Source organism: Roseiflexus sp., from assembly GCF_057785375.1.
Window position 1 is genome coordinate 55,211 of the sequence record NZ_JBYNRX010000035.1, and the last position, 24,765, is coordinate 79,975.

Consider the following 24,765-nt stretch of genomic DNA (forward strand, 5'->3'; position numbering starts at 1 on the left):
GTTATTCAGGAACATGCCGTATACTGACGATATACCATACCAATGGGTGACGCGCAAGGAGTACCATAGTCAGGGTTTTTGCAATGGAAACATCGTTCAGTGCGGCCGCGCTCGATGCCTATGCCGAGCGCATTACCAGCGGCGTTGCGACGCTTGGAGGCATTCTGATGCTGCCGGCGCTGTTTCTCTATCTCAGTGGGCTGCTGTTTGAAGGCATCGCGCAGGCTGGCGCCATTGCGACAGTGGCTGTCGCGCTGGCGCTGGCGGCGTGGCTGACGCTCAACTACGCCGTACAACCGGTCGCTTATGTGGTGACGAACGATGCGTTGATCATTCGACGGCGCTGGGCGCGTGCGTTGCGCATCCCGTTCAAGCAGATCGCTGGCGTCTCACCCGCCGGCGCACTGGCGGACGTGCCGCGCTTTGGGTTGCGCCGTTCGTTCAATGCTGGCGTGTTTGGGTATCACGGTCCGTTTCAACTCGAGCCATACGGGCGCGTTTTCTTTGCTGCAACCCATCGGGAACGGCTGGTGGCGGTGGCGCGCTATGATGCGCTATCGCTCATTATCAGCCCGGCGCGACCGCGTGAATTCGTTGAGGCGCTGCGCGAGGCGCTGCTCAAGAGCGTGTCGGAGCAGTTGGGTCCCACTCCCGTACCCAAACCATAATCTGAGTCCGCTGCACAAAGGCTTAACCACCAAGAACACGAAGCGCACGAAGGTGAGAAGTCCATTTCCTTTGTGTCCCTTTGCGATCTTCGTGGTTACTCTCGTACCCAAACCATAATCTGAGTCCACTGCACAAAGGCTTCACCACCAAGAACACGAAGCGCACGAAGGTGAGAAGTCCATTTCCTTTGTGTCCCTTTGCGATCTTCGTGGTTACCTTCGTGGTTACCGCTTTTTGCAGTGAAGTCATAATCTGGTTTGCTGATCGTCGATCCTTGCATCCCCCAATGCGCGAAGCGCGTACTACCGATTGACAGCCCGATAGATCGTGATAAAATACACGTGGTCACCTAAAAACCAGCAAAGGGGAGTTTTATGAAGATGCGCAAGTCCTTGTGGGTGCTGATGGTTGCGGTTGTTGCCGCATTTGCTCTGGCTGCGTGCGGCGGCGGCGGCGGCGGCGGCGGCGGCGGCGGCGCCAGCACGACGATCGAGATTGCGTCTGATGGCGAGAACCTGGCATACGATAAGAAAGAGTTCACCGTTCCCACCGGTCAGACGATCACTCTGACGTTCAAGAATGTGTCAACAGCGCAGCAGCACAACATCGTGATTGTCAAGGGCGGCGAGGACATTGCCGCAAAGGTTAATGAAGAGGCGATCAATGCCGGTCCTCCCGATTTCCTGCCGGCTGATCGGGCGGATATTATCGCCGCGACGAAGATGCTCGGTCCTGGCGGCAGCGAAACTATCACCTTTACCGCGCCTGCACCTGGCACGTATGTCTTTATTTGCACCTATCCGGCGCACTACGTCGGTGGTATGAAGGGTGTGATGACGGTTGCACCGTGACATCGGGTGAGAGGTGAGAGGTTAGGGGTGAGAGGTGATGAGAGGTGAGAGGTTGGATTTCTTGCCTCTTGCCTCCCACCTCGCGCCTCCCACCTCGCACCTCTTGCCTCTTGCCTCTCGCCTCTCGCCTCTCGCCTCTCGCCTCTTGCCTCTTGCCTCTCGCCTCTCGCCTCTTGCCTCTTGCCTCTTGCCTCTCACCTCTTGCCTCTCGCCTCTCGCCTCTTGCCTCTTGCCTCTCGCCTCTCGCCTCTTGCCTCTTGCCTCTCACCTCTTGCCTCTCACCTCGTCTCAGTCACCTTGCGCAGGCCACGAGGGTTATCCGGGTCGAGACCACGCGCGCGGGCTAGATGAAAAACCAGCAACTGCCCTGCAATGATCGTCGTCATTGGCGAGAAACGCTCCTCAACGCTTACCGGTAGCAGCGCGGGTCGATCTGCCATCTCCAGGATGGCGGGCACGTCGCTGATGACCGTCAGATGAGCGCCAAGGTCGTGCAGACGACGTGTGATCGCTGTGAGATCATCGGCGACTGCGCCCCTGGTTGCCACGAGGACGACCGGGAACGCTTTGCGCACAAGCGCGATGGGCCCATGCTGAAAATCGGCGGCTGAATACGGTTCAGCCGCTACATATGTGAGTTCCTTGAGCTTAAGCGCAATTTCCCAGGCAGTTGCGTAATGGTAGCCGCGTCCGATGGTGACGGCGGCGGTTGCGTCTGCCAGGTCTCCGGCAATCTCGCGCATGCGGGCATCGAGGGTGAGTATCGCTTCCATTGCATCGGGGATGGTTGCCAGCATTGTCAGCCCGGCGCTGTCGTTTGCCATGCTGAGGGTCAGCAGCGCCAGCGCCGCCAGTTGTGTCGTGTATGTTTTGGTGGCGGCAATGCTCCGCTCGATGCCGGCATGTAACGGAACATTAAACTCAGCCGCGCGTGCCAGCGGCGACTCCAGGTTGTTTGTAATTGCGATAGTCGGCGCCCCTGCGCGGCGCGCGTCGTCGATGACGGCGCAGATGTCGGGTGACGCGCCCGACTGTGAGATGCCGATGACCAGTGCGCCTTCGAAACGCAGATGCGCGCCATAGCGCGTATGGAGCGAAGGCGTTGCCAGCGCAACCGGCAGACCCAGAGCGGCGCCTATCAGGTATTGCGCGTAGCGCGCCGCATTATCCGATGAGCCACGCGCTGCAATAACAACATATTGATATCTGCGAGCATTTAACCTGTGCGCCAATCGGACGACCGGAGCGCCTTCGGTGTTGATAAGCTGACGCAGCGCTGCGGGTTGTTCGTAGATCTCCTGAAGAAGCGTCGAGGTGTCCATGCATGTCTCCATCTGGCGAAGGTGATTGTTCCTTCTCATCGTGCCTCAGCACGGTCAAAGAGTCAAGTGACGCGCCTTGTGCGATGGCGTGGTTTTTGGTTCCGCCAGTGCCTGCGGCAACTGAAGTCCGTGAGGCGACTGCGCCACTCAAGTGAGCGTATGGGTCCAGGCGAGGATATGAACAAAGTTTCATAAAAGCGATCCTGAATGTCATCTCTTACTTCACTGTCTCCTTTAGACTGAATGTGTAGTCAGAAATAAAACTTCACCTGATTTCCCCGGCAGTGTTGCAGCGTTATGTTCCACAACGGCAGTGACGGCACAGAAGGAAGCACTATGGCTTGCGAGCGTCGAAATATTCTCTTCGACGCGTTGGAAGATGTGATGAGTGCACATAACATATACACGCTCAGGATGCCTCGCTTCCGGGGCGATCCGTTGAGTCGCCCCGCTGGCTCGATCATTATTCCGGTCAATGCGCAGTCCGATCTCGAACGCGTCTGGGTGGTCATCAACGATCTGCTTGACTACCAGGGACGATATACGTTCGAGATTATTGTAATGGTCAACAATTATCCTGCTGATGAACCTCCGAATCTCACGGTGTTTCATCAGGCGGGGATAGGCGTTGTCAGCAAGCCGGATGTCCGTCTGCCGGGCATTCGGGTGGCGGTCACGGCGCGGGTCCACGGCGCGCGCGTCGCTGCGTCTCGACTGACCATCCATATCGATGCCGATTGTCGCGTGCCGGATCCGACGGCGCTGTTGGATTGGTATGTCGAGCAGTTTGCGTCTGGCGCTCGCGCTGCGTATACGCCGGTCAACTTCTGCGATCTGAATGACGATGCTGCCACGCAGACGCGGGTTGCCATCCATCATCTGACGCGCTGGTTCAAGCGCCAGGTGATGGGCATACCGACGATCCGCGGCAGTAACTTCGCCATTGATCGCGATCTCTTCATTGAGTTATTCGATGCCGGGTACCTGCCGGCTGACTTCAGTATCGGTCCCGTGTTGCGTGCCAGGAATGTGCCTGTGGTGTACAACGGTTCGCCACGGCTGGCGGTCTTGACGTCGGGCCGGTATTTCGAGCGCGGATGGCGGGAACTGGTGCGCTATCTGCTCTATCGGCTGCGCTACAACGTTCAGATGCTGCGGGTGCGTGTCGGAATGACCAATCCCGACGATCACCAGGCAAATGTTGATCGCCCCTACCATATCTGCCGCGCCCAGGGTTCCGATCCGCAGGATCAGACTATGAAAGAGAGACATGCGCCATGAGCAGTTTGCGTCGTCGTTTCATCATGCTTCTTCTCTGGCTGATTGCCTGCTTCAATATCGAGCGCCTCGATCTGGGCAGCATCAATACGCTGGATCTCGAACCGATGACGTATGTGGTGATTGCGGCGGTCGTGCTGCTGCCGTTGTTCAGCGTATTTCAGAAGCGCCCGGCCATCCTGGTCGTTGCGTTGGGATGGGTTGCGTTGGGGATTGGGCTTGTGCTTGATCCATCGCCGAAATTCGGTGACATCTACACCTATCTGACCGTTATCGAGTTTACTCTGGTGGGGGGTGCGGCGTTGCTCGCTCATCGCGCAGGTGAAGCGCTCGAAGAGTTCCGTCGAGCCGTCGAGATTATGACATTGCGCGATAAGAATGACCGTTTGCACTCACTCCACGATGCGCAGGAAATGGTGCAGACGCAGATGAGCGCCAGTCGCCGCTTGCATCGCCCGTTGAGCGTGATTGTCCTCGAAGCCGATGCGCGCTCGCTCAACATGATGATGCACCACTTCGTCCAGGATTTGCAGCGCTCGATGATGCAACGATATGTCCTGGCAGTAACGGCGCGCGTGCTTGCCCGCCACCTGCGCCGCACCGATCTGATCATCGAAGATGGCAAGCCCGGTCGCCTGATCCTGGTGACCCCCGAAACCTCGGAAGAAAAAGCCAGACTGCTAGGGGAACGCCTGGTGCATCTGGTGCAGGATCGGTTGGGCATCACCGCCAGGTATGGCGTGGTGGCGTTTCCTGACCATTCGTTAACATTCGAAGACCTGCTCGATACCGCTGAACGTCATCTCAAGCAGGATCAGCAGAAGGTGCTCGATCCACCGTCGCAGGAAGTGCTGAATGCGCCGGAAGTGCAGGCGTCATCGTGATCCGGAGCAACGTGTTGAGGTTCTTTGTGTGAGGACGTTATGGCTACGATTGTCGATAAACGAAGTCGCCCGGTCTATACGCTCGACTGGATCGAACGGTACCGTCCTGAACGTCAGTGGTTGCGCGGGCGGGCTTACCGGCGCGCCAAGCGCATGATGGATCTGTGCCTGTCGTTACTTGCGCTGCCCGTCATTCTGCCGTTGTTTGTGCTCATCGCCCTGGCGATCAAGATCGAGTCGCCAGGCGGGCCGGTGATCTTTACGCAGAATCGCACCGGAAAGGGCGGGCGACGCTTCAAAATGTACAAGTTTCGCACTATGGTGCCGAATGCTGAAGAGTTGAAGAAGCAACTGGCGCACCTGAATGAATTGCAGTGGCCCGATTTCAAAATTACGAATGATCCGCGCGTGACGCGGGTCGGGAAGTTTTTGCGCAAGACCAGCCTCGATGAACTGCCGCAGATTATCAATGTGCTGCGCGGCGAGATGAGCCTGGTCGGTCCGCGCCCGACATCGTTCGATGCCAGCACGTATCAACTCTGGCAGACGGCGCGCCTGGACGTGAAGCCGGGATTGACCGGTTTGTGGCAGGTGTACGGGCGCGCCAGCACCGAGTTCGATGAACGATTGCGTCTGGACATTATGTATATCGAGCATCGCTGCCTGAGGTTGGACCTGGAGATACTGATCCGAACCGTCCTGGCAGTGTTTCAGGGGCGTGGAGCGCACTGAGTCGCTTCCGGTCACAGAGCGGCGCCAGCGGTAACGTGATACGACAGAGAGCAGTATGAGTGAGCCTATGAGCCGGATCCCGCAGCGTCCACGCACCGTTGCGTACACGATGTCGCGCTTTCCCAAGCTGACGGAGACCTTCATTCTGATTGAAATGCTCGCACTCGAACGCCAGGGGATGCGGATTGAAATCTTTCCGCTGATCTGTGAGCGCGCGCCGGTTCAGCATGCCGACGCGCAGGCGATGGTCGAGCGAGCGCATTACTGCACGTTGCTGTCGCGCCCGACGCTCGATGCGCAGATCTACTGGCTGGTGCGCCGACCGGCGGCGTATCTGCGGGCATGGTGGCACGCGGTGCGCGGCAATCTCGCGTCGCCAAAGTTTCTCTCCCGCGCGCTGGTCGTCGTTCCCAAAGCGGCATACGCGGCGCGCCGCATGGTTGAGCTCGAAGTCGATCATCTACATGCGCACTATGCGACGCATCCGGCGCTGTTTGCGTATGTTGTGAACCTGCTCACCGGCATTCCGTACAGTTTTACAGTGCATGCGCACGATCTCTATGTCGAGCGCCCGATGCTGGGCGAAAAGGTCGCCGCCGCCGGTTTTGTCGTGGCGATTTCCGAGTTCAACCGCCGGATGCTGATCGACCTGTATGGCTCAATTGCCGCAGAACGGGTCATCGTGGTGCACTGCGGGATTGACCCGACTCTCTTTCGCCCGCGCGAGCAGTGCGATTCGCGTGAGCCGTTCACGATCGTCTGCGTCGGCAGCCTGGCCGGCTACAAAGGACAGCGGTATCTGATCGACGCCTGCGCCAGGCTGCGCGACCGGCGGATTCCCTTCCGCTGCCTGCTGGTCGGCGAGGGGGACGACCGCCCTCGTCTGGAGGCGCAGATACGTCATCTGGCACTGGAGCAGCAGGTCACCCTGATGGGCGCCCTGCCACGCCACCGGGTCAGCGAGGTGGTGCGGCAGGCTGATGTTGTGGCGTTGCCGAGCGTGGTGATGCCGAACGGCAAGATGGAAGGCATTCCAGTGGCATTGATGGAGGCGCTGGCGTCTGAAGTTCCTGTCGTGGCGACATCGATCTCTGGCATTCCAGAACTAGTGCGCGATGGTGAAACCGGTCTGCTCGTGCCGCAACGTGATGCAGCGGCGCTGGCAGACGCGCTGGAGCGTCTGTACGCCGACCGGGAACTGGGGCAGCGGTTGGCGGAGGCTGGCAGGCGACTGGTGTTGCAGGAATTCAATCTCGAACGCAGTGCGCAGCAGTTGCGTGACCTGTTTGAGCGCGACTGGCGTTCGCCGGAACAGCGTCGGTCTGTGCAACCCGTCGAGGCATCGTGATGCTGATAGATTTTCCACATCATCCACTGCGCGTTCTGCACGTCCGTCCGCGTCTAGGGATTGGCGGCGCCACCGAGTACCTGATCCGCCTGGCGGAGAGTCAGGCGGAGGCAGGGTATCACGTGGTGGTCGCATCGGGTGGCGGCGAATGGCTCAGGCGCATTACAGGGTTCACGCGATCCTATGATCGGCTGCCGCTGATACCCTATCTTGGCGCCGGCAAACGAGCGCCGAATATTCCGGGATTACTGGCATCGGGTCTCAGACTGGCGCGCATTATTCGCGCCGAGCAGATCGATCTGATCAACACGCACCATCGCTTTGCGGCGCTGGCTGCCCGGCTGGCGGCGCGCCTGACCAGCGTGCCGGTGGTGACGACCCTGCAAGAGGTGCCGTGGCGAAATCGCAGTCTGACGCGATTTGCCCTTGGAACGCATGCCATCACGATGAGCGCGATGATGAAGCGGTTCGTGGTCGAAACGTGCGGCATCGCTCCGGATCGGGTCACGGTCATTCCGATTGGCATCACCATTCCGGCGCCGTTGTCCAACGATCAGCGTCAGCGACTGTTGAAGGAGTTGCACCTGAGAGGCGATGCGCCGATTATCGTGAGCGTTGGGCGTCTGGTGTCGCGCAAGGGGCATGTCTACCTGATACGGGCGTTGCCTGAGGTGATCCGACGCCATCCTGACGTGCAGGCGGTGTTGGTGGGCGAGGGCGAAGAACGAGCAACGCTCGAACGAGAGGCGCAGGCGCTGGGTGTGGCGGAGCATGTCATTTTCGCAGGCGCGCGTGGCGATGCGGTCGCAATCATGGCGCTGGCGACCTTTACCGCGCTGCCATCGCTGGAGGAAGAGTTTGGGATTGTCATTACCGAGTCGTTTGCCTGCGGCAAACCGGTGGTGGCGACCAACGTCGGCGGCATTCCCGAACATGTGCGTCCGATGGAGAATGGTCTGCTGGTTCCGGCGGGCGATAGCGCGGCGCTAGCAGAGCGGATCACGCTATTGCTCGACAATCCGGATCTGGTCCAGCGCCTTGGCAAAGAAGGTCTGCGCACCGTTGAGCGGCAGTATACCCGGCAACGCTTTTTCGAGCGCACCGAGGCCGTCTATCGGGCGGCGTTGCACCGGTGGCAGGGAGTTGCGCAATGAGCGGTCGATTGTTCTGGTTCTGCGTGGCCACAGTCGGGTACGTCTACGCCGGCTATCCGGCGCTGCTGACGGTGCTGGCGCGGTTGCGTCCATCGCCGTCGTTTGCGCCGCCTGCCGAACTGCCAGCGGTGACGCTGCTGATCGCAGCATACAACGAGCAGCGGGTGATTGCAACCAAACTGGAGAATAGCCTGGCGCTCGATTATCCGCACGACAGACTCCAGGTCCTGGTCGCCGCCGACGGGTCCGACGATGCCACGCCGACGATCGTCGCCGACTTCGCCGATCGCGGCGTCGAACTGAGTTATCGCCCGGAGCGCGCCGGAAAACTGGCGGCGATCGTCCGGGCGCTGCCGCAGGCGCGCGGCGAGATTGTCGTTCTGTCCGACGCCAATAATCTCTATGATGCCGGGGCGTTGCGCGCGCTGGTGGCGCCGTTCGTCGATCCGCACATTGGGGCGGTGACCGGCGCCAAAGTCATTGCGAAGGGCGACGGGGCGCTCGGCGACTCAGAAGGGTTGTACTGGAAGTACGAGTCGTACATCAAGCGCCAGGAAACGCGGCTTGGCAGTTGCACCGGCGCGGTGGGCGAAATCATGGCGGTGCGGCGATTCCTGCTGGAACAGCCGTTGCCGCCGGAAGCGCGGTTCATGGCCGATGACCTGGCGATCGCCATGCACGTGCTCAAGCAAGGGTATCGCGTGGTGTACGCACCCGATGCGCGCTCGATCGAGCGGGTGTCCGCCTCGGCGCGAGATGAGCAGGAACGCCGGGCGCGGATTGTCGCGCAACGCTTTGTGATGATGCGGCATTCGCACATCATGCTGCCGCTGACAAATCCGTTGCTGGTCTGGCAGATCGTGTCGCATAAATACCTGCGCCCGCTGGTTCCGCTGGTGATGATCGGCGCGCTGCTGGCTAATCTGGCGGCGGTGGTTCGTCCGGCATCGCAGGGCGGCCTGGCGCGACTGGCGCCCCCGTTCAATTGGATCATGCTGGCGTTGCAGGCGGTGTTCTACACGCTGGCATGGGTGGGAGGTCGCAACGAACGTCGAGGTATGGTGGGCAAAGTGTTGTACATTCCGGCTTTTCTGGTCAACGGCAATCGTGCGGCGCTGGTTGGATTGTATCGTTTTTTAACCGGACGTCATACCTCGCTCTGGAACCGTGTTCAGCGGCGCGAACGTGAGAGCAGTGTGTCAGAGCAGAGAGCCGCGTAAATCTGTCACATTACGAAGAGAAGAAAGGAAGAACGATCAATGAGTCTGTCAACGTTCATTCGCGTCCTGATCCGCAACTGGTGGCTGGTGGTGCTGGCGACAGCGCTGACGGTGGGGAGCACGGCGATTTTCGTGCTGATGCAGAAACCAGTGTATCAGGCATCGACGATTGTCGAACTGAAACCGAGCGCGGTGCTTGAGGATCCGAACCAGATTCTGAACACGATCAACGCGCTCACCCGACGCAACGTCATCAACACTATTGCACGCAAAGCCACCAGTATGTCGATGCACGAAGAGGTGGCGAGGGAACTCAACGTACCGGTCGAGGCCGTGCTTGCTGCGCAGGTGCGCACGATCACGCCGCCGGAGACGAACCTGATCGAAGTGCGCGCGCAGAGCGCCGATCCGGCGTTTGCGGCGCTGGTGGCAAACACCGTCGCGCGAAATATGGTGGGGCAAGACTACGAGAAGGTGATTGCGGTCGAGGTGATCGACCCGGCAATGCCGCCAAAGTCGCCGATTGCGCCACAGCCGCTGCGCTTGCTGACGCTGGGCTTTGTCTTTGGTCTGATCCTGGGTGTGGCATTCGCGCTGCTGGAGCAGGCGCTCCAGAGTCTGCGCAGCGGCGTCGGCTTGCCGGGCATCGATGTGAGCGCCACGCAGACGCCGGCGCTTTCACCGGCTGAGGCGGCCATGTCGCCTTCAGCATCGTCAACGGATGAGTGACGTAGCACCCTCGGTCTCGTAACAGGACGCACGCTCGACACCGTCTCGAATCTGAGACGGTCGTCGATAGCATAACTCAGCACAGCGAGGGTGGTATGCAATTGGAACGTCTATTCAAGAACCCGCTTCACGTCACCGCTCAACTCTGGCAGCATGTCTGGTTGCAAGTGGGCGTGGTTGTCGCCGTCTCAATGGCTGCGGGGATGATCGTATCGCGTGACCTTCCGGTGTGGTTGCTCTTTGGCGGCATTGCGGGAATCGTTGTTGTTGCGATTGCATTCATCAAGCCGGAGTATGTCGCGGCGACGCTGCTGGTCATCCACTGGGGCAACATCCACGACGTTCTGATCAAGTATCACGGCATTCCTTCGGTTGTGAAACTGATGGTTGCCCTGCTGACCGTGGTATTGCTGGCGCGGCGATTTCTCTCTGAGCGACCGCGCGGTCTGGTGTCCGACCCGGTGATCTGGTGGATGCTGGCATACCTGGTCGTCGGAGCGACGGGTCTCTGGTTTGCGCGCGACACCGATGCGGTGATGAGTCGCCTGGTTGATACGGCTAAGGACTGTGTCATCGCCGGGTTGATCTTCAATCTGCTTATAACGCGCCAGGCATTCGAGCGCGCCGTGTGGGGGTTGTTGATCGTCGGCGCAGCGTTGAGTGCGTTGACGGTCTATCAGGAGATGACCAAAACCTACGACAACAACTACTGGGGCTTTGCGCAGGCGGCGGTGCGCCAGATTTCGACAACCATGGACGACCGCGCGCGCGCGTTTGGTACGGTGAATGATCCCAATTATTTCGGTCAGTTGCTGCTCGTGCTCGTGCCGCTGGCGGTCTGGGCGGCTTTGAACGGGCGAACCTGGCGTGGCAAATCGTTCGGATTAGCCACTTTGCTCCTGTTGCTTGCCGCCATTGGTCTGACCTTCTCACGCGGCGCGTATCTTGGAACAGTGATCGTCCTCGGCGTCTACGCAATGTATTTGCGGCTCGATGCGCGCTATGTGCTCATCCTGCCGCTTATTGGCGCGCTGCTCTATGTCGCTCCGCCGGAGTTCCGCGCGCGTTTTGGCACGCTCGATGAGGTGTTGCCCGGAAACAGTGCAGGCGCCTATGCTGATGGCTCGATCCAGGGGCGCACGGTTAAAGCGGAGATTGCGCTCACGATGGCGGCAGACCATCCGATCTTTGGGGTTGGGCGCGGCAACTACCGTCTCCATTATCGCGATTACATCAATGAGATCGAAGGCGCCGGCACGAATACGGAGCGTGATGCGCACAATCTGTATCTCGAAGTTGCTGCCGAACAGGGGATAATCGGCCTGGTCGTCTTTCTTGGACTGTTGCTGACAGTGTGGTGGCGCTTACGAGCAGCCGAACATCTTTTCGCAGCAGCAGGCGAACGTCGCATGGCCGATCTCTCTGTCGCCGTGAAGGTCGGTTTTCTGGGGTATCTGGTGACGTCGCTCTTTCTGCACGGCGCGTATGGCTACATGCTCTGGCTGCAGGTTGGCATGGCGGTTGCGCTGGTTGTCATTGCACAGCGTGAAGCAGCGGAGCGTGCGGATCAGGCGGTGAAAGTGAACCGGTAATGCAGACGTTTCTCTCCTCCGTCCGCAAAGCATTACCATTGCTGCGTCGTGTGCGGCGCAAAGATGACTGGGCGATCGGCATCTACGGCGGGAATGATCTGGATAGATTGCAGCCGTTGCCCGGCATGCGCAATCCGGTGCTCACAGCGGCGCATGTGCGCGATGTGCCGGCGCTGTTCGTCGCTGACCCGTTCGTGGTACGCACCGACGATCACTGGTGGCTGTTTTTCGAGGTGTTGCACGCAACCCTGCGTCGCGGGCAGATCGGTGTAGCGGTCAGTCGTAACGGGCGGGAATGGGAATATTGCCAGATTGTGCTGGACGAGCCGTTCCACCTGTCGTATCCGCTGGTATTCGAGTGGAACGGCGCTTACTATATGACGCCCGAAACAGCGTCGCAGCGCCAGGTGCGGCTGTATCGCGCAATTGACTTTCCATTCCGCTGGGAGTATGTCGCCACATTGCTGGAGGACGACGATTATCTCGATCCGACTCCGTTCTTCTATCAGGGGCGCTGGTGGCTGTTCGCCGGAACCAACATCAAACGCAATGACACGCTGCGTCTCTATGGCGCTACGACGCCATATGGTCCCTGGCGCGAGCATCCATGCAGCCCGATTGTGGCAGGCGATGCGCGAATAGCGCGTCCGGCAGGGCGGGTGGTGTGCCATAACGGACGATTGATCCGGTTGGCGCAGGATTGTTCGCAGAACTATGGCAGGCGGGTGCTGGCGTTCGAGATAATGGAACTGACGCCTGAGCGCTACATAGAGCGTCCATTCAGTTCAACGGCGCTCCTTGAGCCAGGGCGATCCGGCTGGAATGAATGCGGTATGCATACGCTCGATCTCCATTCCACTGATGAAGGTGCGTGGATTGCATACGTGGATGGATATCGCAGACGGCTGTATCTGCGCCATACGTCGTGACGGCGCAGAAACCGGCGCTTTCACAACCAGACGTCTGGTTGTGAAAGCGCGTTCATTGGCTTGTTCTGTTGCGGGCTGAGGAGCGATCCGGTGGCTGAGGCGAGTGGTCAATCCGAGGGGATCGGCAAACGAGCCATGCGTGGCACGTTCTGGTCGTTTCTCTCGTTTCTCAGCACAAAAGCGCTGACATTCATCACCACGATTGTGTTGGCGCGGTTGCTCGCGCCGGCAGAGTTCGGTGTCATTGCCTACTGCACGATCGTTATCGGTTTTCTCGACCTGCTCAACAATGTCGGCGTCGGTCACGCGCTGATTGCACGCAGGGATCGGCTCGAAGAGGCGCAGAATGCAGCGTTCGTCATCAGTATCGGGAGCAGTATTGTGCTGTATGCTGGCGCCTGGGCGCTGGCGCCGCTGATTGCCGATTTCTTCAATGAACCGCAGGTTACGCCGTTGCTGCGCGTGCTGGCGATCGGGTTGCTCCTGGTAGGAGTGGGAACGGTGCCAATGGCGATGTTGCAGCGGGATCTGCGCTTCAAAGCGTATCTGCTTCCTGGCATTGCGCGCAATGTGATCAAAGCCGGTGTCGCAATTGGCATGGCATGGCAGGGATTTGGCGTCTGGAGTCTGGTTGTTGCAGAACTGATTAACAAATTGTTAGAAGTGATCATTCCGTGGGCGATTGTCCGATGGCGTCCAAGTCGTATGTTCGACTATCAGGTGGCGCGGGAGATGCTTGGCTTTGGCGTGAATATTGTCGCAGTGGGGTTGCTTGGCACGTTGATGGTTAACGTCGACTATATCATTGTGGGGCGTGTGCTGGGTGGGGTCGCTCTCGGGTATTACACCATCGCCTATCGGATTCCGGAACTCTTTATTCGCAGCACGGTCGATACAGTCATGATGATAGCGTTCCCGATGCTGTCCCGTTTACAGGCGGATGCCCGGCAGCTGGAAATGGCGTATTTCGGTTACCTGCGCTACCTGGCAGTGTTCACGTTCCCGGCGGCAGCCGGGGTTGCGCTGCTGGCGCCCGCTTTTTTTAGCACGTTCTATACCGAAGAGTGGCGACCATCGATTGTGCCGATGCAACTGATTGCACTCGAGATCGGGATTGCATCAGTCGCATATGTGCAAGGCATCATTTACAAATCGATCAACCGTCCTGATATTTTGACGAAGCTGACATTGCTCAAGCTGCCGGTCGTGGTGGCCGTACTCTGGGGGGCGTCGCAATGGGGCATCAATGGCGTGGCTGCGGGGATGGTGGCGCTCTCGCTGGCATCTACTGCGCTCGATAGCATTGTCGTGCAGCGCGTGATCGGTTTTCGTTTCATCAGCATGCTGCGTGTGCTCGCGCCAATTGTCGCTGCGACCATCATTATGGCGCTGGTGGTTGCCAGCGTTGTTGCGATGCTTCCGCTCAATGTCATTGGTCTGATTGTACCGGCATTAGTTGGCGCTGCGGTGTATAGCGCTGCGCTGGCGTTGTTCAGCCGTGAAACGCTGATCGAGGCGACAACGGCGGTACGGAATGCGCTGGCGCGTTCGTAGATTGTCTGTCTGCGGAGCAGGAACATTCTATGGCTTTCGGTAATATGCCCGAGCTGCGGGTCAGTGCTATCATTCCTGCCTTCAACGCAGCGCATTTTGTCGCCGATGCGATTGAAAGCGCCCTGGCGCAAACGCGACGTCCTGATGAGATCGTCGTCGTCGATGATGGCTCGACGGACGATACCGCCCATGTGGTCGCACGCTATGCATCACAGGGGGTGCGCTACATCTATCAGCAGAATCGTGGTCCCGGTTCAGCGCGCAATCGTGGTATTCAAGAAACGAAGGGCGAATTGATCGCTTTTCTTGATGCTGACGATCTCTGGTTGCCGGCCAAGACTGAGATGCAAGCGGCGTATCTGGCGGCGCACCCGGCAGTGGCGCTCGTCAGTTGTGATCGCTGGACGTGGAAGATTGAAAAAGGGCGGCGATCTGTCGAACGATTTGGTCCGCCTTGGGGTGTCAGTGCGCGCCGTGAGGTCATGGTGCGCAACATTGTCGGCAATCCATCACAGGTGATGGTGCGCCGTGAGGCGGCGGTATCCGCCGGTTGCTTCGATACGACGATGCGCTGGGCGGAAGAGTGGGATTTGTGGACGCGCATCGCAGCGCATGCAGAGATCGGGTTCATTCATCAGCCGCTCTGCGTCTACCGCTGGCACAGCAGCGGTCTGGCGCATGAGAATATGTGGCGCCGTCTTTCCGGGCAGCAGGCGATTGCGTTTCGTGCGATCGGCGCGTTTCAGCCGTTCTGGTTGCGCCCACTCCTGCTGTTGCGCGCCTGGAGTATGATCGAAATGGTGCGTGCCACGTATGCGGTCGATTTCAATATGTCGCGAGATGTTCAAATCCGTCATGCCATAGGGGCGCTCATCTATCCGTTCGGAGAGTCGCGTGAGAAAGTGCGCGTCGCCGTACGCGCGCTGCTTGGGCTGGAGCGGTATACGTCTCTGATTGATGCCACCCCGTTGCAGAAACTGCGATTGCGTGGCGCGCAGCATACGCCTGGAGAATGGAGAGCGATAGTATGAAGGATCGGTGGCGCGTGCTCCAGATCGTCGAAACGCTGTGTCTGGGCGGAGCTCAACGCCTGTTGCCAGGGTTGATGACCGGTCTCGATCCGCAGCGTTTTGAAGGGCATATTGTGGCGTTGCACGATGGACCGCTGCGCCAGGAGTTTGAAGCTGCCCGCCTGCCGTTGACCGTTGTGGGCGCACGACGTTTCTATGAACCAAAGGTTGTTTTGACAATTGCGCGCCTGGTGCGCACTCGGCAGGTCGATGTCATCCATACGCACCTGACCGGCGCCGATGTTGTGGGGCGAGTCGTCGGTGCGTTGACCGGGACGCCGGTCGTTTCGACAATGCACAACATTCCACACGACTATGATCAGCAGAAATGGCATCGACGCGCGCTGCAACGCCTGACTGCCCGGACTCTTGCGGCGCGTCTGGTGATGGTCGCGCCAGGCATCGGCGAGGAGTATGTGCGCCAATGGGGGATTCCGGCATCACGCATCGTCGCCATCAATAATTCTGTTCCGATGATGCCGTATCTGGCAATCGCCGAAGGGGTCGCCGATCATATTCCGCCGACGGTGACGACGATTGGGCGATTGAGTGAGCAGAAGGCGCATCATCTGCTGCTCGCCGCTGCGCGTCTGGTGCTGAACAAACGCCCTGAAGCCCGCTTTCGCTTTGTTGGCGAGGGGCGCCTAGGAGAGGCGCTGCGCCAGCAGGCGCAGGAGCTCGGCATCGCTCACGCTGTGTCATTCGATGGGCTGCGGCACGATATTCCGGCAATTCTGGCGGAAACGCATGTTTTCGTCCTTTCATCGCTCTGGGAAGGTTTGCCGGTGACGGCGGTCGAAGCCATGGCTGCGGCGCGCCCGGTTGTGCTGACCGATGTCGGCGGTTGCCGTGACCTGGTGACGCCAGGGGTCGAGGGGTGGCTGGTTCCGCCAGGAGATGTCGAGGCGCTGGCGGCGGCGCTCCTCGAGGCGCTCGACCATCCTGAGCGCCAGCGCCTGTTTGGCCAGCGCGGGCGTGAGAAGGTGCGCCGTGCATTTGGACTGGAACAGTATGTGCATGGGCACGAGGAGTTATACACATCACTGGCTGTAGCACGCGGTCGAACGCGGGTTGTTCGCCTGCATCAACAGTGAGGAGCATCGCCATGCCTATCGGCGTCGCCATGATCCTGCACGATTTCTACCCATCCATCGGCGGAGCGCAAACGCATACACTTGCGCTCAGCCGGGCGCTGCGGGCGCGCGGCATCGACGTGATAGCGGTCACCCGCCCGCATCCCGGAACGCCGGCATATGAAGAGGTTCAGGGCATTCCGACGTATCGCGTCGGAATGAAGGGCGGGCGCGCGATTGCTGGCATGAGCTACCTGGCTGCCGGTCTCGCCCTCCTGGTGCGTGAGCGACATCGCTACCAGATTCTGCACTGCCATCAGATGATTTCGCCAATGACGCTGGCGCTGATGGCGCGTGCGCTGCCGGGAAAACGCCTGGTCATCAATCCGCATGGGCGCGGTCCGCGCGGTGATGTCGCAAAACTCATCAGGCTGCGCCCGCTGACCGGGAAATTGCGCGTTGCAGCGGCGCTGCGCTGGGGTGACGCTTTCGTCGCCATCTCGCGTGATATTCACGATGAGTTGCGGACGATGGGCGTCCAGGAAGCGCGTATATGGGATATTGCAAACGGGGTGGATGTTGACCGATTCACGCCGGCCTCGCCCGATGAGCAGATGGCGCTGCGGCGCAGGCTTGGTCTGCCGGATGGGCGATTGGTCATTTTCGCAGGGCGATTGACGATCGCCAAAGCGCTGGATGTGCTGTTGAATGCATGGGCGCAACGTGATGCAACGCTGGCGGATGTACGGCTGGTGATCGTGGGAGATGGCGAGTTGCGGGACGATCTCGTGCGTCAGACGCAGGCTCTGGGCATTGAACAGGCTGTCATGTTCACTGGCGGCACACATGATACCGCAGCGTATCTGCGAGCCTGTGACGCATTCGTGCTACCCTCACGCACTGAGGGTATGCCGGTGGCATTGCTCGAAGCGATGGCGTGCGGTTTGCCGTGCGTCGCCACGCGCGCCGGCGGTTCGGCGGAGGTGATTGAGGATGGGATAGGCGGGCGTCTGGTCGCGCCGGAGGATGCTGGCGCTCTGGCGAGGGCATTGGCGGAAGCGCTCGCAACACGGGTATGGGGTGTGCACGCGCGCCGGCGCATTCAGGATCAGTACGCTATTGATGCCGTTGCACAGCGCTATGCGACAATGTATGAGCTCCTGTTGAGCGGCAGGAATGCCAGCGCTGTCCGCACTCCGGTGTAGATCTGGAAGAAGGATGGGACCCCATGGACTCGCGAAGTGATATGTATACCCGCTGGGCGATAGAAGAGATCGAGGCCAGCATCGATCTCAAGCGGCGCACGCTTGAATCGCAATTGCCGGTCATTGTGGCGATTACCGAGCGGATTGTCGATACCTTTCAGCGCGGCGGCAAGGTGCTGCTGTGCGGCAACGGCGGCAGCGCCGCCGATGCGCAGCATATTGCAGCCGAATTCGTCAGCCGCTTTCGCCGTGAACGGCGCGGCCTGCCCGCGATTGCGCTGACGACTGACACCTCGATCCTGACCGCGATCGGCAACGACTATGGGTATGAGCGCGTATTCGCCCGCCAGGTCGAAGCGCTTGGACAGCCAGGTGATGCAGTGATCGGTATCAGCACCAGCGGCACATCGGCAAGCGTGCTCGCAGCGATGCGTGCTGCGCGCAACGGCGGCATGGCAACGATCGGGTTGACGGGAGCGACCGGCGGGTTGCTGATCGGTTATGTTGATCTGTGCCTGTGCGTCCCGTCGCAGAATACGGCGCGGATTCAGGAAGTGCATATCACAGTTGCGCATGTGGTGTGTGAGATTGTTGAACGAATCCTTTTTTCTTGAAGAACGACAATATTTGTAACTAGAAATGGTTTTATGATGTCAAAAAATCATAATCACCTGCCTGTTGTCAGTATTGGTCTTCCAGTCTATAATGGAGAACGTTATCTGCGTCAGGCGCTAGATTCATTGCTTTCGCAGACATTTTACGATTTTGAAGTGATCATTTCCGATAACGCTTCAGGAGACGCTACTCCTGAGATGTGCCGTGAATATGCTGCTCTCGATGATCGGATTCGGTATTTTCGTAACGAACGGAACATTGGCGCAGCGCCCAACTATAATCGAGTATTTGAATTGGCGCGCGGCGCGTACTTCAAATGGATGGCGCACGACGATATGCTCGCGCCAACATACCTGGAGCGCTGTGTTGCTGCGCTCGACGCCAACCCCGGTGTTGTTCTGTGCCATTCAAAAACGGTCTTCATCGATGAGAACGATCAGGTCATCGGCTACGACGAAGATAGCCTGCACTTTCGCCATCCTTCGGTGTTTGCCAGATATCACGCCTATCTGCGCGTAGCCCGGAACTGGATCAACGCTGTTTTTGGCGTCATGCGCACGGATGTATTGCGCAAAACGGTGCTGATCGGCAGTTATTCGTCATCCGACATGATCCTGCTGGCTGACCTGATCCTGCGTGGCGAGTTCTACGAAGTGCCGGAATATCTCTTCCTGCGCCGTGATCACGAAGCGGCATCGGTTCAGTCGAATCGTGACTATCAGATGCGTCAGGTCTGGTTCAACCCGCAGAATCGCGGCAAAATCGAATTGACCCACTGGCGCTGGGTATGGGAGTTGCTGCGTGTGATCGGCCGGGCGCCGTTGACCTGGCACGATCGACTGCTCTGTTATGCACACATGCAGTGGTGGTTGCGCCGAACGCGGCGGGAGATGCTGAACGATCTTTCGGTGGCTGCCCACCTGGTGTTCCATCCATCTAGGACGCATCTCAGGGGTGTGATGGCGGCCCTGAGCGATCTTCTAGCGGGCGGGGAGATTGCTTCACGGAGCCTGCCGCGAGTGTGGCGCAGCGGATCGCAATGACGCCTGATATCCGGTGTTTAGACAGGCTCCAGGCAACAGTCGAGGGGGTGTTATCGGTATGAATGTTGCATCGCGCGTCAGTATCGGTTTGCCGGTTTACAACGGGCAGCAGTATCTCCGTCAGGCGCTGGATTCGTTGTTGGCGCAGACATTTCACAACTTTGAGGTGATCATTTCCGATAACGCCTCGAATGATGCCACGCCTGAGATATGTCGTGACTACGCTGCGCGTGACCCGCGCATCCAGTATGTGCGTCACGATATTAATCGCGGCGCGGCGTGGAACTTCAATTATGTGTTCGGGCTGGCGCGCGGGGTCTATTTCAAGTGGCATGCCCACGATGATATGCTCGAACCGACATTCCTCGAGCGGTGTGTGACTATGCTCGATCATGATCCGCAGGTGGCGCTCGCCTTCAGCCGCACCCGCGTCGTCGATGCTGATGGCAACACGTTGTACACCTATGATGAGCGGTTGCGCACCGACGCGCCGCTTGCGAGCGTGCGCTTCCACGATCTGATCTGCATTGGGCATCCCTGTTTTCAGGTGTTTGGGGTTATCCGCGCGGATGTGCTCCGGCGCACGCCGCTGATCGGCGCCTATGTGCCATCGGACCGGATTCTGCTGGCGCGGCTGGGGTTGCTGGGAACGTTCTACGAGGCGCCTGAGCATCTGTTCATTTCTCGACGGCATCCGGCACAATCGGTGCGCGCTGCGAAACTGCGCGCCCGCGCCGCCTGGTTCGACCCCGCCAACGAGGGCAAAATCGTGATGCCGCATTTTCGCACGCTGTACGAATATATCAAAGCCATTCGCGAGACGCCGCTTCCGCCTGATGAGGCGCGCCGGTGCTATGGCGCGCTCCTGCATTGGGTCGCCTCTGATCGCAACTGGGCGCGAATGGGTAATGATGTCGTGCAGGCGGGACGCCAGATTGGAAGACGTGCATTACGTCGCATGCGCGCATTGAAGTTCACAACAATCGCACGGAGGAACTCGCTATGAAAGTTGCCATTCTTGCGGGAGGCGTCGGTTCACGCCTTTCCGAAGAGACCGAAGTCAAGCCAAAGCCGATGGTCGAGATCGGCGGACGTCCGATCCTGTGGCACATTATGATGCACTATGCACACTATGGCTTCAACGATTTCGTCATTGCACTGGGGTACAAAGGCGAAGTCATCAAGAAGTACATGGTCGATTATTGTTCGCTCAACAGCAACCTGAAGGTCAATCTGCGCTCCGGTGCGGTCGAGATGAACGGCGGCTATCGCCCCGACTGGAACGTCGAGTTGATCGATACCGGCATTCCGACCAATACCGGCGGCCGGATCAAGCGGCTGGCGCCGTACATCGGCAATGAAACGTTTATGCTGACCTGGGGCGATGGCGTGTCGGACGTCAATCTGCACGCATTGCTCGAGTTTCACCGTTCGCATGGCAAACTGGCGACCCTGACGGCAGTTCGACCGCCGGCGCGCTTTGGTCACCTGGAACTGGACGGCGACCGGATTACCGAATTCAATGAAAAGCCGCAAACCGGCGAGGGCTGGATCAATGGCGCCTTCTTCGTGCTCGAACCGGCGGTGTTCGACTATATCGACGGCGACGATACCGCCTGGGAACGCGAGCCGTTGCAGCGGCTGGCGCGTGAGGGTCAGTTGATGGCGTACCGGCACGCCTCGTTCTGGCAATGTATGGATACCCTGCGTGACAAGAAACTGCTCGAAAGCCTTTGGCAGAGTGGCAATGCGCCCTGGAAGATCTGGGACTAGCCAGACTCGAATGGCAATGACAGACCTTAAGACTCGATACGAAAGGATCTCGGCGATGCGCGTGCTGGTAACAGGACACAAAGGATATATCGGAACGGTGCTGACCCCCATGCTGCTGGAACGCGGCTACGAGGTGGTGGGGCTTGATAGCGATCTGTTCGAGGAGTGCACCTTTGGCGCTGCGCCGGTGCACGTGCCGGAGATCCGCAAGGATATCCGCGATGTGGAAGCCGCCGATCTCGCAGGCGTCGACGCGATCATGCACCTGGCCGGTCTGTCGAACGATCCGCTTGGCGATCTCGACCCGCAATTGACCTATGAAATCAACTACCTGGCTTCGGTGCGCCTGGCGATGCTGGCAAAGCAGGCGGGCATCACGCGCTTTATCTTCTCGTCGTCGTGCAGCACCTATGGCGCGGCCGGCGATGAGATGCTCGATGAAACCTCGTCGTTCAACCCGGTTACTCCCTACGGGCGCTCAAAAGTGCTGGTGGAGCAGGACCTGGCGAAACTTGCCGATGCCGACTTCAGCCCGACCTACCTGCGGAATGCTACCGCGTATGGCGTGTCGCCGCGCCTGCGCTTCGATCTGGTGCTGAACAACCTTGTCGCCTGGGCATATACGACGGGGTTGGTGTACCTGAAGAGCGATGGCACCCCCTGGCGCCCCATCGTGCATATTGCCGACATCGCGCGCGCGTTTATTGCAGTTTTGGAAGCGCCGCGTGAATTGATCCACAACGAAGCGTTCAATGTCGGACGCAACGAAGACAACTACCGCATTCGCGATCTGGCGCAGATTGTGTATGAGACGGTGCCCGGTTGTCGCATTCAGTTCGCCGAAGGCGCGCAGCCGGATAAGCGCAACTACCGCGTCGATTGCTCGAAGATTCGGCGTGTGCTGCCGGATTTTCAGCCGGCCTGGGACGCTCGCAAAGGCGCACAGGAATTGTATGACGCCTACCGCACCATTGGGCTGAAACTCGAAGACTTCGAAGGTCCGCGCTACAAGCGTATCGACCATATTCGGAAACTGATCGCAGCGGGACGCCTGGACTCATCGCTCCGGCGCGCTGAACAGGCGCTGGCGGTGGGAGCGGCGTCGGCTGAGGCGGCATAACCATTATATCCATTCACCGTAAGGAACGAACCATGCTCTACCGCGTCGAACAACGCTGCCGCGCCAGCGGTTCCCCTCATTTACTGCCGGTGCTCTCATTTGGTGTGACGCCGCTTGCCGATCGACTCCTCTCAGCGGATCAGATTGGCAGCGAGGAGCCGTTTGCCCCGCTGACGCTCGTCTTTTGCCCGGACTCGGCATTGCTGCAAATCCAGGAGACGGTCGATCCCGAAGTGCTGTTCTATGCTGAGTATCCATACTTCTCGTCGGTCTCAAAGTCGTTGCTGAAACACTTCGGTGAGAGCGCACAGGCGATTATGGCGTCACGCGCGCTGGGACCGGACAGCCTGGTGGTTGAGGCCGCCAGTAATGATGGATACATGCTCCGCAATTTCGTCGAACGCGGGATTCCGGTGCTGGGGATCGACCCGGCGCGCGCTCCGGCTGAGGCGGCCCGCAAGATCGGCATCCCGACTCTCAACACCTTTTTTACCCGCGACCTGGCGCAGCAGTTGCGCAGTGAGGGCAAAGCCGCCGATGTCTTTCTGGCAAATAATGTCCTGGCGCATGTGCCAGACCTCAATGGCTTCGTTAGCGGCATTCGCATCATGCTCAAAGACGATGGCATTGCTGTGATCGAGTGCCCGTATGTAGTTGATCTTGTCGATCACTGCGAGTTCGACACCATCTACCACCAGCACCTGTGCTATTTTTCGGTGACGGCGCTCGACCGATTGTTCCGCGCCAATGGGCTATTCCTCAACGATGTCGAGCGCACGCCGATCCACGGCGGCTCGCTTCGCCTGTTCGTGGCGCGCTATGAGGCGGTTGGCGAGCGTGTCCATTCGTTGCTGGCGATGGAACGCGAGCGTGGCGTTGATCGGATCGATTTCTATCTCTCGTTTGCCGAACGGGTGCGCGCCATTCGTGATGCATTGACGACGCTGCTGCATGATCTGAAGCGACAGGGGAAACGGATTGTTGCGTATGGCGCTGCCGCCAAAGCGACGACGCTGCTGGCGTATTGCCAGATCGATACCCGCCTGGTCGATTTCGTTGCCGACCTCAACCCCTACAAACAGGGTAAGTTTATGAGCGGCAATCATCTGCCGATTGTCCCTCCTGTCGCGCTGCTGGAGCAGCAACCGGATTACGTTCTGCTGCTCGCGTGGAACTTCGCCGACGAGATTCTGCGCCAACAGGCGGAGTATCGCCAACGCGGCGGGAAGTTCATTATTCCGATTCCCAGTCCCGTCATTGTGTAGCGTGCGTCGTCTGAAGAGCGGGAGAGCCGTTTACCTTTCCCGCTCCATCTGGTTGCCGCGGGTCATACGACCATAGGAGGGCAGGGTAATGAAACCAACAATGTGCCCTGGTTGCGGGGCTGTGGGAATGGACATCTTCTACGAACTGGAGCGTGTGCCGGCGCATAGCGTCCTCCTGCTTCCAACCCGCGAAGAGGCGGTCAATTATCCGCGCGGCGATATTCGCCTCGGTTTTTGCCGGACATGCGGCTTTATCAGCAATACCGCCTTCGACCCGTCGCTCCACGAGTACTCTGATCGCTACGAAGAGACGCAGGGGTACTCGCCGACGTTCAACGCTTTTGCCAGGCGGTTGGCGGAACATCTGATTGAACGGTATGACCTGCATGGCAAAGACATTCTCGAAATCGGGTGCGGCAAGGGTGAGTTTATTACGTTGCTCTGCGAAATGGGCGGGAATCGTGGGATTGGCATCGATCCGGCATATGTCGCCGAACGCAGTCTGGCGCGTCCTGCTGAGCGTGTGAGATTCATCACCGACTTCTATTCGGAAAAATATGCGCATCTGTGCACAGATTTTGTGGTCTGTAAAATGACCCTGGAACATATTCACGAGACGGCGGCGTTTGTCGGCATGGTGCGGCGCGCGCTCGATGGTCGTCCAAATACCACGGTTTTCTTTCAAATCCCCGATACAACCCGTGTTCTGGAAGAAATCGGGTTTTGGGATATTTACTACGAGCACTGTTCGTATTTCACGCCTGGTTCGCTGGCGCGCCTGTTCCGACGCTGCGGGTTTGATGTAATCGATCTGTGGCGCGACTATGGCGATCAGTATTTGATGATCGAAGCGCAACCCGGCAGCGGAAGAGATCAGGCGTTTCCCGAAGTGGAGAACGATCTGCAACGCACCGCCGCCGATGTCGAGATGTTTCGCCGCGAGGCGCCGCAGGTGTTGCGTCGCTGGCGGGAGTATCTGGCGCAGCAGTACGCTGCCGGTCGTAAGGTGGTGCTGTGGGGGTCGGGGTCGAAAGGAGTGGCGTTCCTTACAACGCTGAAGATTGAGCGTGAGATTACGTATACTGTTGATATTAATCCCAATAAGCACGGCATGTTTATGGCCGGAACCGGTCAACAGATTGTGAGTCCGGCGTTTTTACGCGACTATCAGCCTGATGTGGTCATTATCATGAACCCGATCTATTGCGATGAAATTCAACGCGATCTGACGGCGCTCGGTGTGGCGGCAGACGTGTTGACCGTGGAAATGTTCAGTCGTGCGGCGCCGGCGCTTGTGCAACGATCCTGACCTCTGACATATGGTTCGCAGCGGCAGTCG

The 24,765-nt window shown here is 59.1% G+C and carries 23 protein-coding genes; 22 read left to right on the forward strand and 1 reads right to left on the reverse strand.

Features of this window, described 5'->3' with window-relative positions:
• Positions 1-83 precede the first annotated feature (83 nt).
• Together AC3EA7_RS05960 and AC3EA7_RS05965 are read left to right on the forward strand one after the other, a co-directional pair.
• Positions 84-668 (forward strand): PH domain-containing protein, encoded by a 585-nt coding sequence (locus AC3EA7_RS05960; RefSeq protein WP_488613119.1) that lies wholly within the window; start codon positions 84-86, stop codon positions 666-668.
• A gap of 375 nt (positions 669-1,043) precedes the next feature.
• On the forward strand, positions 1,044-1,520 hold the full coding sequence (locus AC3EA7_RS05965; protein ID WP_488613120.1) for a plastocyanin/azurin family copper-binding protein: 477 nt from the start codon (positions 1,044-1,046) through the stop codon (positions 1,518-1,520).
• 278 nt (positions 1,521-1,798) lie between these two features.
• Here AC3EA7_RS05965 and AC3EA7_RS05970 read toward each other — a convergent pair whose 3' ends face one another.
• The gene (locus AC3EA7_RS05970; protein ID WP_488613121.1) at positions 1,799-2,842 is read right to left on the reverse strand and encodes an SIS domain-containing protein; all 1,044 of its coding nucleotides are present in this window, start codon (positions 2,840-2,842) and stop codon (positions 1,799-1,801) included.
• A gap of 414 nt (positions 2,843-3,256) precedes the next feature.
• Here AC3EA7_RS05970 and AC3EA7_RS05975 point away from each other — a divergent pair, with 414 nt between their 5' ends.
• From AC3EA7_RS05975 to AC3EA7_RS06070, 20 genes are all read left to right on the forward strand, one after another.
• Positions 3,257-4,123, forward strand: coding sequence for a hypothetical protein (locus AC3EA7_RS05975; protein WP_488613122.1), 867 nt, complete (start codon positions 3,257-3,259; stop codon positions 4,121-4,123).
• The gene (locus tag AC3EA7_RS05980; protein WP_488613123.1) at positions 4,120-5,004 is read left to right on the forward strand and encodes a nucleotidyl cyclase domain-containing protein; all 885 of its coding nucleotides are present in this window, start codon (positions 4,120-4,122) and stop codon (positions 5,002-5,004) included. Before AC3EA7_RS05975 ends, AC3EA7_RS05980 begins: the two co-directional genes overlap by 4 nt.
• 39 nt (positions 5,005-5,043) lie before the next feature.
• A complete protein-coding gene (locus AC3EA7_RS05985) occupies positions 5,044-5,736 on the forward strand; it encodes a sugar transferase (RefSeq protein ID WP_488613124.1) in 693 nt (230 codons plus the stop codon).
• Positions 5,737-5,803: 67 nt separating this feature from the next.
• Positions 5,804-7,084: a glycosyltransferase family 4 protein gene (locus AC3EA7_RS05990; RefSeq protein WP_488613125.1), complete on the forward strand. Its 1,281-nt coding sequence runs from the start codon at positions 5,804-5,806 to the stop codon at positions 7,082-7,084.
• Positions 7,084-8,238 carry a glycosyltransferase family 4 protein gene (locus AC3EA7_RS05995; protein ID WP_488613126.1) on the forward strand — a complete coding sequence of 385 codons (1,155 nt, stop codon included), beginning with the start codon at positions 7,084-7,086 and terminating at the stop codon, positions 8,236-8,238. Before AC3EA7_RS05990 ends, AC3EA7_RS05995 begins: the two co-directional genes overlap by 1 nt.
• The gene (locus tag AC3EA7_RS06000) at positions 8,235-9,458 is read left to right on the forward strand and encodes a glycosyltransferase family 2 protein (protein ID WP_488613127.1); all 1,224 of its coding nucleotides are present in this window, start codon (positions 8,235-8,237) and stop codon (positions 9,456-9,458) included. Before AC3EA7_RS05995 ends, AC3EA7_RS06000 begins: the two co-directional genes overlap by 4 nt.
• Positions 9,459-9,497: 39 nt before the next feature.
• Positions 9,498-10,187 (forward strand): YveK family protein, encoded by a 690-nt coding sequence (locus tag AC3EA7_RS06005; protein ID WP_488613128.1) that lies wholly within the window; start codon positions 9,498-9,500, stop codon positions 10,185-10,187.
• A gap of 95 nt (positions 10,188-10,282) precedes the next feature.
• Positions 10,283-11,779, forward strand: coding sequence for an O-antigen ligase family protein (locus AC3EA7_RS06010; protein ID WP_488613129.1), 1,497 nt, complete (start codon positions 10,283-10,285; stop codon positions 11,777-11,779).
• Positions 11,779-12,708 (forward strand): glucosamine inositolphosphorylceramide transferase family protein, encoded by a 930-nt coding sequence (locus tag AC3EA7_RS06015; RefSeq protein ID WP_488613130.1) that lies wholly within the window; start codon positions 11,779-11,781, stop codon positions 12,706-12,708. The genes AC3EA7_RS06010 and AC3EA7_RS06015 overlap by 1 nt, the downstream gene beginning before the upstream one ends.
• A 90-nt stretch (positions 12,709-12,798) precedes the next feature.
• Positions 12,799-14,262 (forward strand): lipopolysaccharide biosynthesis protein, encoded by a 1,464-nt coding sequence (locus tag AC3EA7_RS06020; protein ID WP_488613131.1) that lies wholly within the window; start codon positions 12,799-12,801, stop codon positions 14,260-14,262.
• A 29-nt stretch (positions 14,263-14,291) separates the two neighbouring features.
• Positions 14,292-15,293 carry a glycosyltransferase family 2 protein gene (locus tag AC3EA7_RS06025; RefSeq protein WP_488613132.1) on the forward strand — a complete coding sequence of 334 codons (1,002 nt, stop codon included), beginning with the start codon at positions 14,292-14,294 and terminating at the stop codon, positions 15,291-15,293.
• A complete protein-coding gene (locus AC3EA7_RS06030; RefSeq protein WP_488613133.1) occupies positions 15,290-16,426 on the forward strand; it encodes a glycosyltransferase in 1,137 nt (378 codons plus the stop codon). Before AC3EA7_RS06025 ends, AC3EA7_RS06030 begins: the two co-directional genes overlap by 4 nt.
• Positions 16,427-16,437: 11 nt before the next feature.
• Complete coding sequence (locus AC3EA7_RS06035; RefSeq protein WP_488613134.1) at positions 16,438-17,610, forward strand: glycosyltransferase family 4 protein; 1,173 nt, start codon at positions 16,438-16,440, stop codon at positions 17,608-17,610.
• A gap of 23 nt (positions 17,611-17,633) precedes the next feature.
• Positions 17,634-18,224 carry a D-sedoheptulose 7-phosphate isomerase gene (gmhA, locus tag AC3EA7_RS06040; RefSeq protein WP_488613135.1) on the forward strand — a complete coding sequence of 197 codons (591 nt, stop codon included), beginning with the start codon at positions 17,634-17,636 and terminating at the stop codon, positions 18,222-18,224.
• A gap of 36 nt (positions 18,225-18,260) precedes the next feature.
• On the forward strand, positions 18,261-19,268 hold the full coding sequence (locus tag AC3EA7_RS06045) for a glycosyltransferase family 2 protein (protein WP_488613226.1): 1,008 nt from the start codon (positions 18,261-18,263) through the stop codon (positions 19,266-19,268).
• A 58-nt stretch (positions 19,269-19,326) separates the two neighbouring features.
• Positions 19,327-20,274, forward strand: a complete 948-nt coding sequence (locus AC3EA7_RS06050; RefSeq protein WP_488613136.1) for a glycosyltransferase family 2 protein — start codon at positions 19,327-19,329, stop codon at positions 20,272-20,274.
• The gene (rfbF, locus tag AC3EA7_RS06055; RefSeq protein WP_488613137.1) at positions 20,271-21,041 is read left to right on the forward strand and encodes a glucose-1-phosphate cytidylyltransferase; all 771 of its coding nucleotides are present in this window, start codon (positions 20,271-20,273) and stop codon (positions 21,039-21,041) included. The genes AC3EA7_RS06050 and rfbF overlap by 4 nt, the downstream gene beginning before the upstream one ends.
• A 55-nt stretch (positions 21,042-21,096) precedes the next feature.
• On the forward strand, positions 21,097-22,161 hold the full coding sequence (locus tag AC3EA7_RS06060) for an NAD-dependent epimerase/dehydratase family protein (RefSeq protein ID WP_488613138.1): 1,065 nt from the start codon (positions 21,097-21,099) through the stop codon (positions 22,159-22,161).
• 32 nt (positions 22,162-22,193) lie between these two features.
• Positions 22,194-23,426: a class I SAM-dependent methyltransferase gene (locus AC3EA7_RS06065; protein ID WP_488613139.1), complete on the forward strand. Its 1,233-nt coding sequence runs from the start codon at positions 22,194-22,196 to the stop codon at positions 23,424-23,426.
• A gap of 88 nt (positions 23,427-23,514) precedes the next feature.
• Entirely contained in the window at positions 23,515-24,735 is a 1,221-nt protein-coding gene (locus tag AC3EA7_RS06070; RefSeq protein ID WP_488613140.1) for a class I SAM-dependent methyltransferase, read from the forward strand.
• Positions 24,736-24,765: the final 30 nt, after the last annotated feature.

Bases quoted from the DNA above. Each gene is read 5' to 3' on its own strand.
- AC3EA7_RS05960 (WP_488613119.1), top strand. From the start codon at position 84: ATGGAAACATCGTTCAGTGCGGCCGCGCTCGATGCCTATGCCGAGCGC.
- AC3EA7_RS05965 (WP_488613120.1), top strand. From the start codon at position 1,044: ATGAAGATGCGCAAGTCCTTGTGGGTGCTGATGGTTGCGGTTGTTGCC.
- AC3EA7_RS05970 (WP_488613121.1), bottom strand. From the start codon at position 2,842: ATGGACACCTCGACGCTTCTTCAGGAGATCTACGAACAACCCGCAGCG.
- AC3EA7_RS05975 (WP_488613122.1), top strand. From the start codon at position 3,257: ATGCCTCGCTTCCGGGGCGATCCGTTGAGTCGCCCCGCTGGCTCGATC.
- AC3EA7_RS05980 (WP_488613123.1), top strand. From the start codon at position 4,120: ATGAGCAGTTTGCGTCGTCGTTTCATCATGCTTCTTCTCTGGCTGATT.
- AC3EA7_RS05985 (WP_488613124.1), top strand. From the start codon at position 5,044: ATGGCTACGATTGTCGATAAACGAAGTCGCCCGGTCTATACGCTCGAC.
- AC3EA7_RS05990 (WP_488613125.1), top strand. From the start codon at position 5,804: ATGAGCCGGATCCCGCAGCGTCCACGCACCGTTGCGTACACGATGTCG.
- AC3EA7_RS05995 (WP_488613126.1), top strand. From the start codon at position 7,084: ATGCTGATAGATTTTCCACATCATCCACTGCGCGTTCTGCACGTCCGT.
- AC3EA7_RS06000 (WP_488613127.1), top strand. From the start codon at position 8,235: ATGAGCGGTCGATTGTTCTGGTTCTGCGTGGCCACAGTCGGGTACGTC.
- AC3EA7_RS06005 (WP_488613128.1), top strand. From the start codon at position 9,498: ATGAGTCTGTCAACGTTCATTCGCGTCCTGATCCGCAACTGGTGGCTG.
- AC3EA7_RS06010 (WP_488613129.1), top strand. From the start codon at position 10,283: ATGCAATTGGAACGTCTATTCAAGAACCCGCTTCACGTCACCGCTCAA.
- AC3EA7_RS06015 (WP_488613130.1), top strand. From the start codon at position 11,779: ATGCAGACGTTTCTCTCCTCCGTCCGCAAAGCATTACCATTGCTGCGT.
- AC3EA7_RS06025 (WP_488613132.1), top strand. From the start codon at position 14,292: ATGGCTTTCGGTAATATGCCCGAGCTGCGGGTCAGTGCTATCATTCCT.
- AC3EA7_RS06030 (WP_488613133.1), top strand. From the start codon at position 15,290: ATGAAGGATCGGTGGCGCGTGCTCCAGATCGTCGAAACGCTGTGTCTG.
- AC3EA7_RS06035 (WP_488613134.1), top strand. From the start codon at position 16,438: ATGCCTATCGGCGTCGCCATGATCCTGCACGATTTCTACCCATCCATC.
- gmhA (WP_488613135.1), top strand. From the start codon at position 17,634: ATGGACTCGCGAAGTGATATGTATACCCGCTGGGCGATAGAAGAGATC.
- AC3EA7_RS06045 (WP_488613226.1), top strand. From the start codon at position 18,261: ATGTCAAAAAATCATAATCACCTGCCTGTTGTCAGTATTGGTCTTCCA.
- AC3EA7_RS06050 (WP_488613136.1), top strand. From the start codon at position 19,327: ATGAATGTTGCATCGCGCGTCAGTATCGGTTTGCCGGTTTACAACGGG.
- rfbF (WP_488613137.1), top strand. From the start codon at position 20,271: ATGAAAGTTGCCATTCTTGCGGGAGGCGTCGGTTCACGCCTTTCCGAA.
- AC3EA7_RS06060 (WP_488613138.1), top strand. From the start codon at position 21,097: ATGCGCGTGCTGGTAACAGGACACAAAGGATATATCGGAACGGTGCTG.
- AC3EA7_RS06065 (WP_488613139.1), top strand. From the start codon at position 22,194: ATGCTCTACCGCGTCGAACAACGCTGCCGCGCCAGCGGTTCCCCTCAT.
- AC3EA7_RS06070 (WP_488613140.1), top strand. From the start codon at position 23,515: ATGAAACCAACAATGTGCCCTGGTTGCGGGGCTGTGGGAATGGACATC.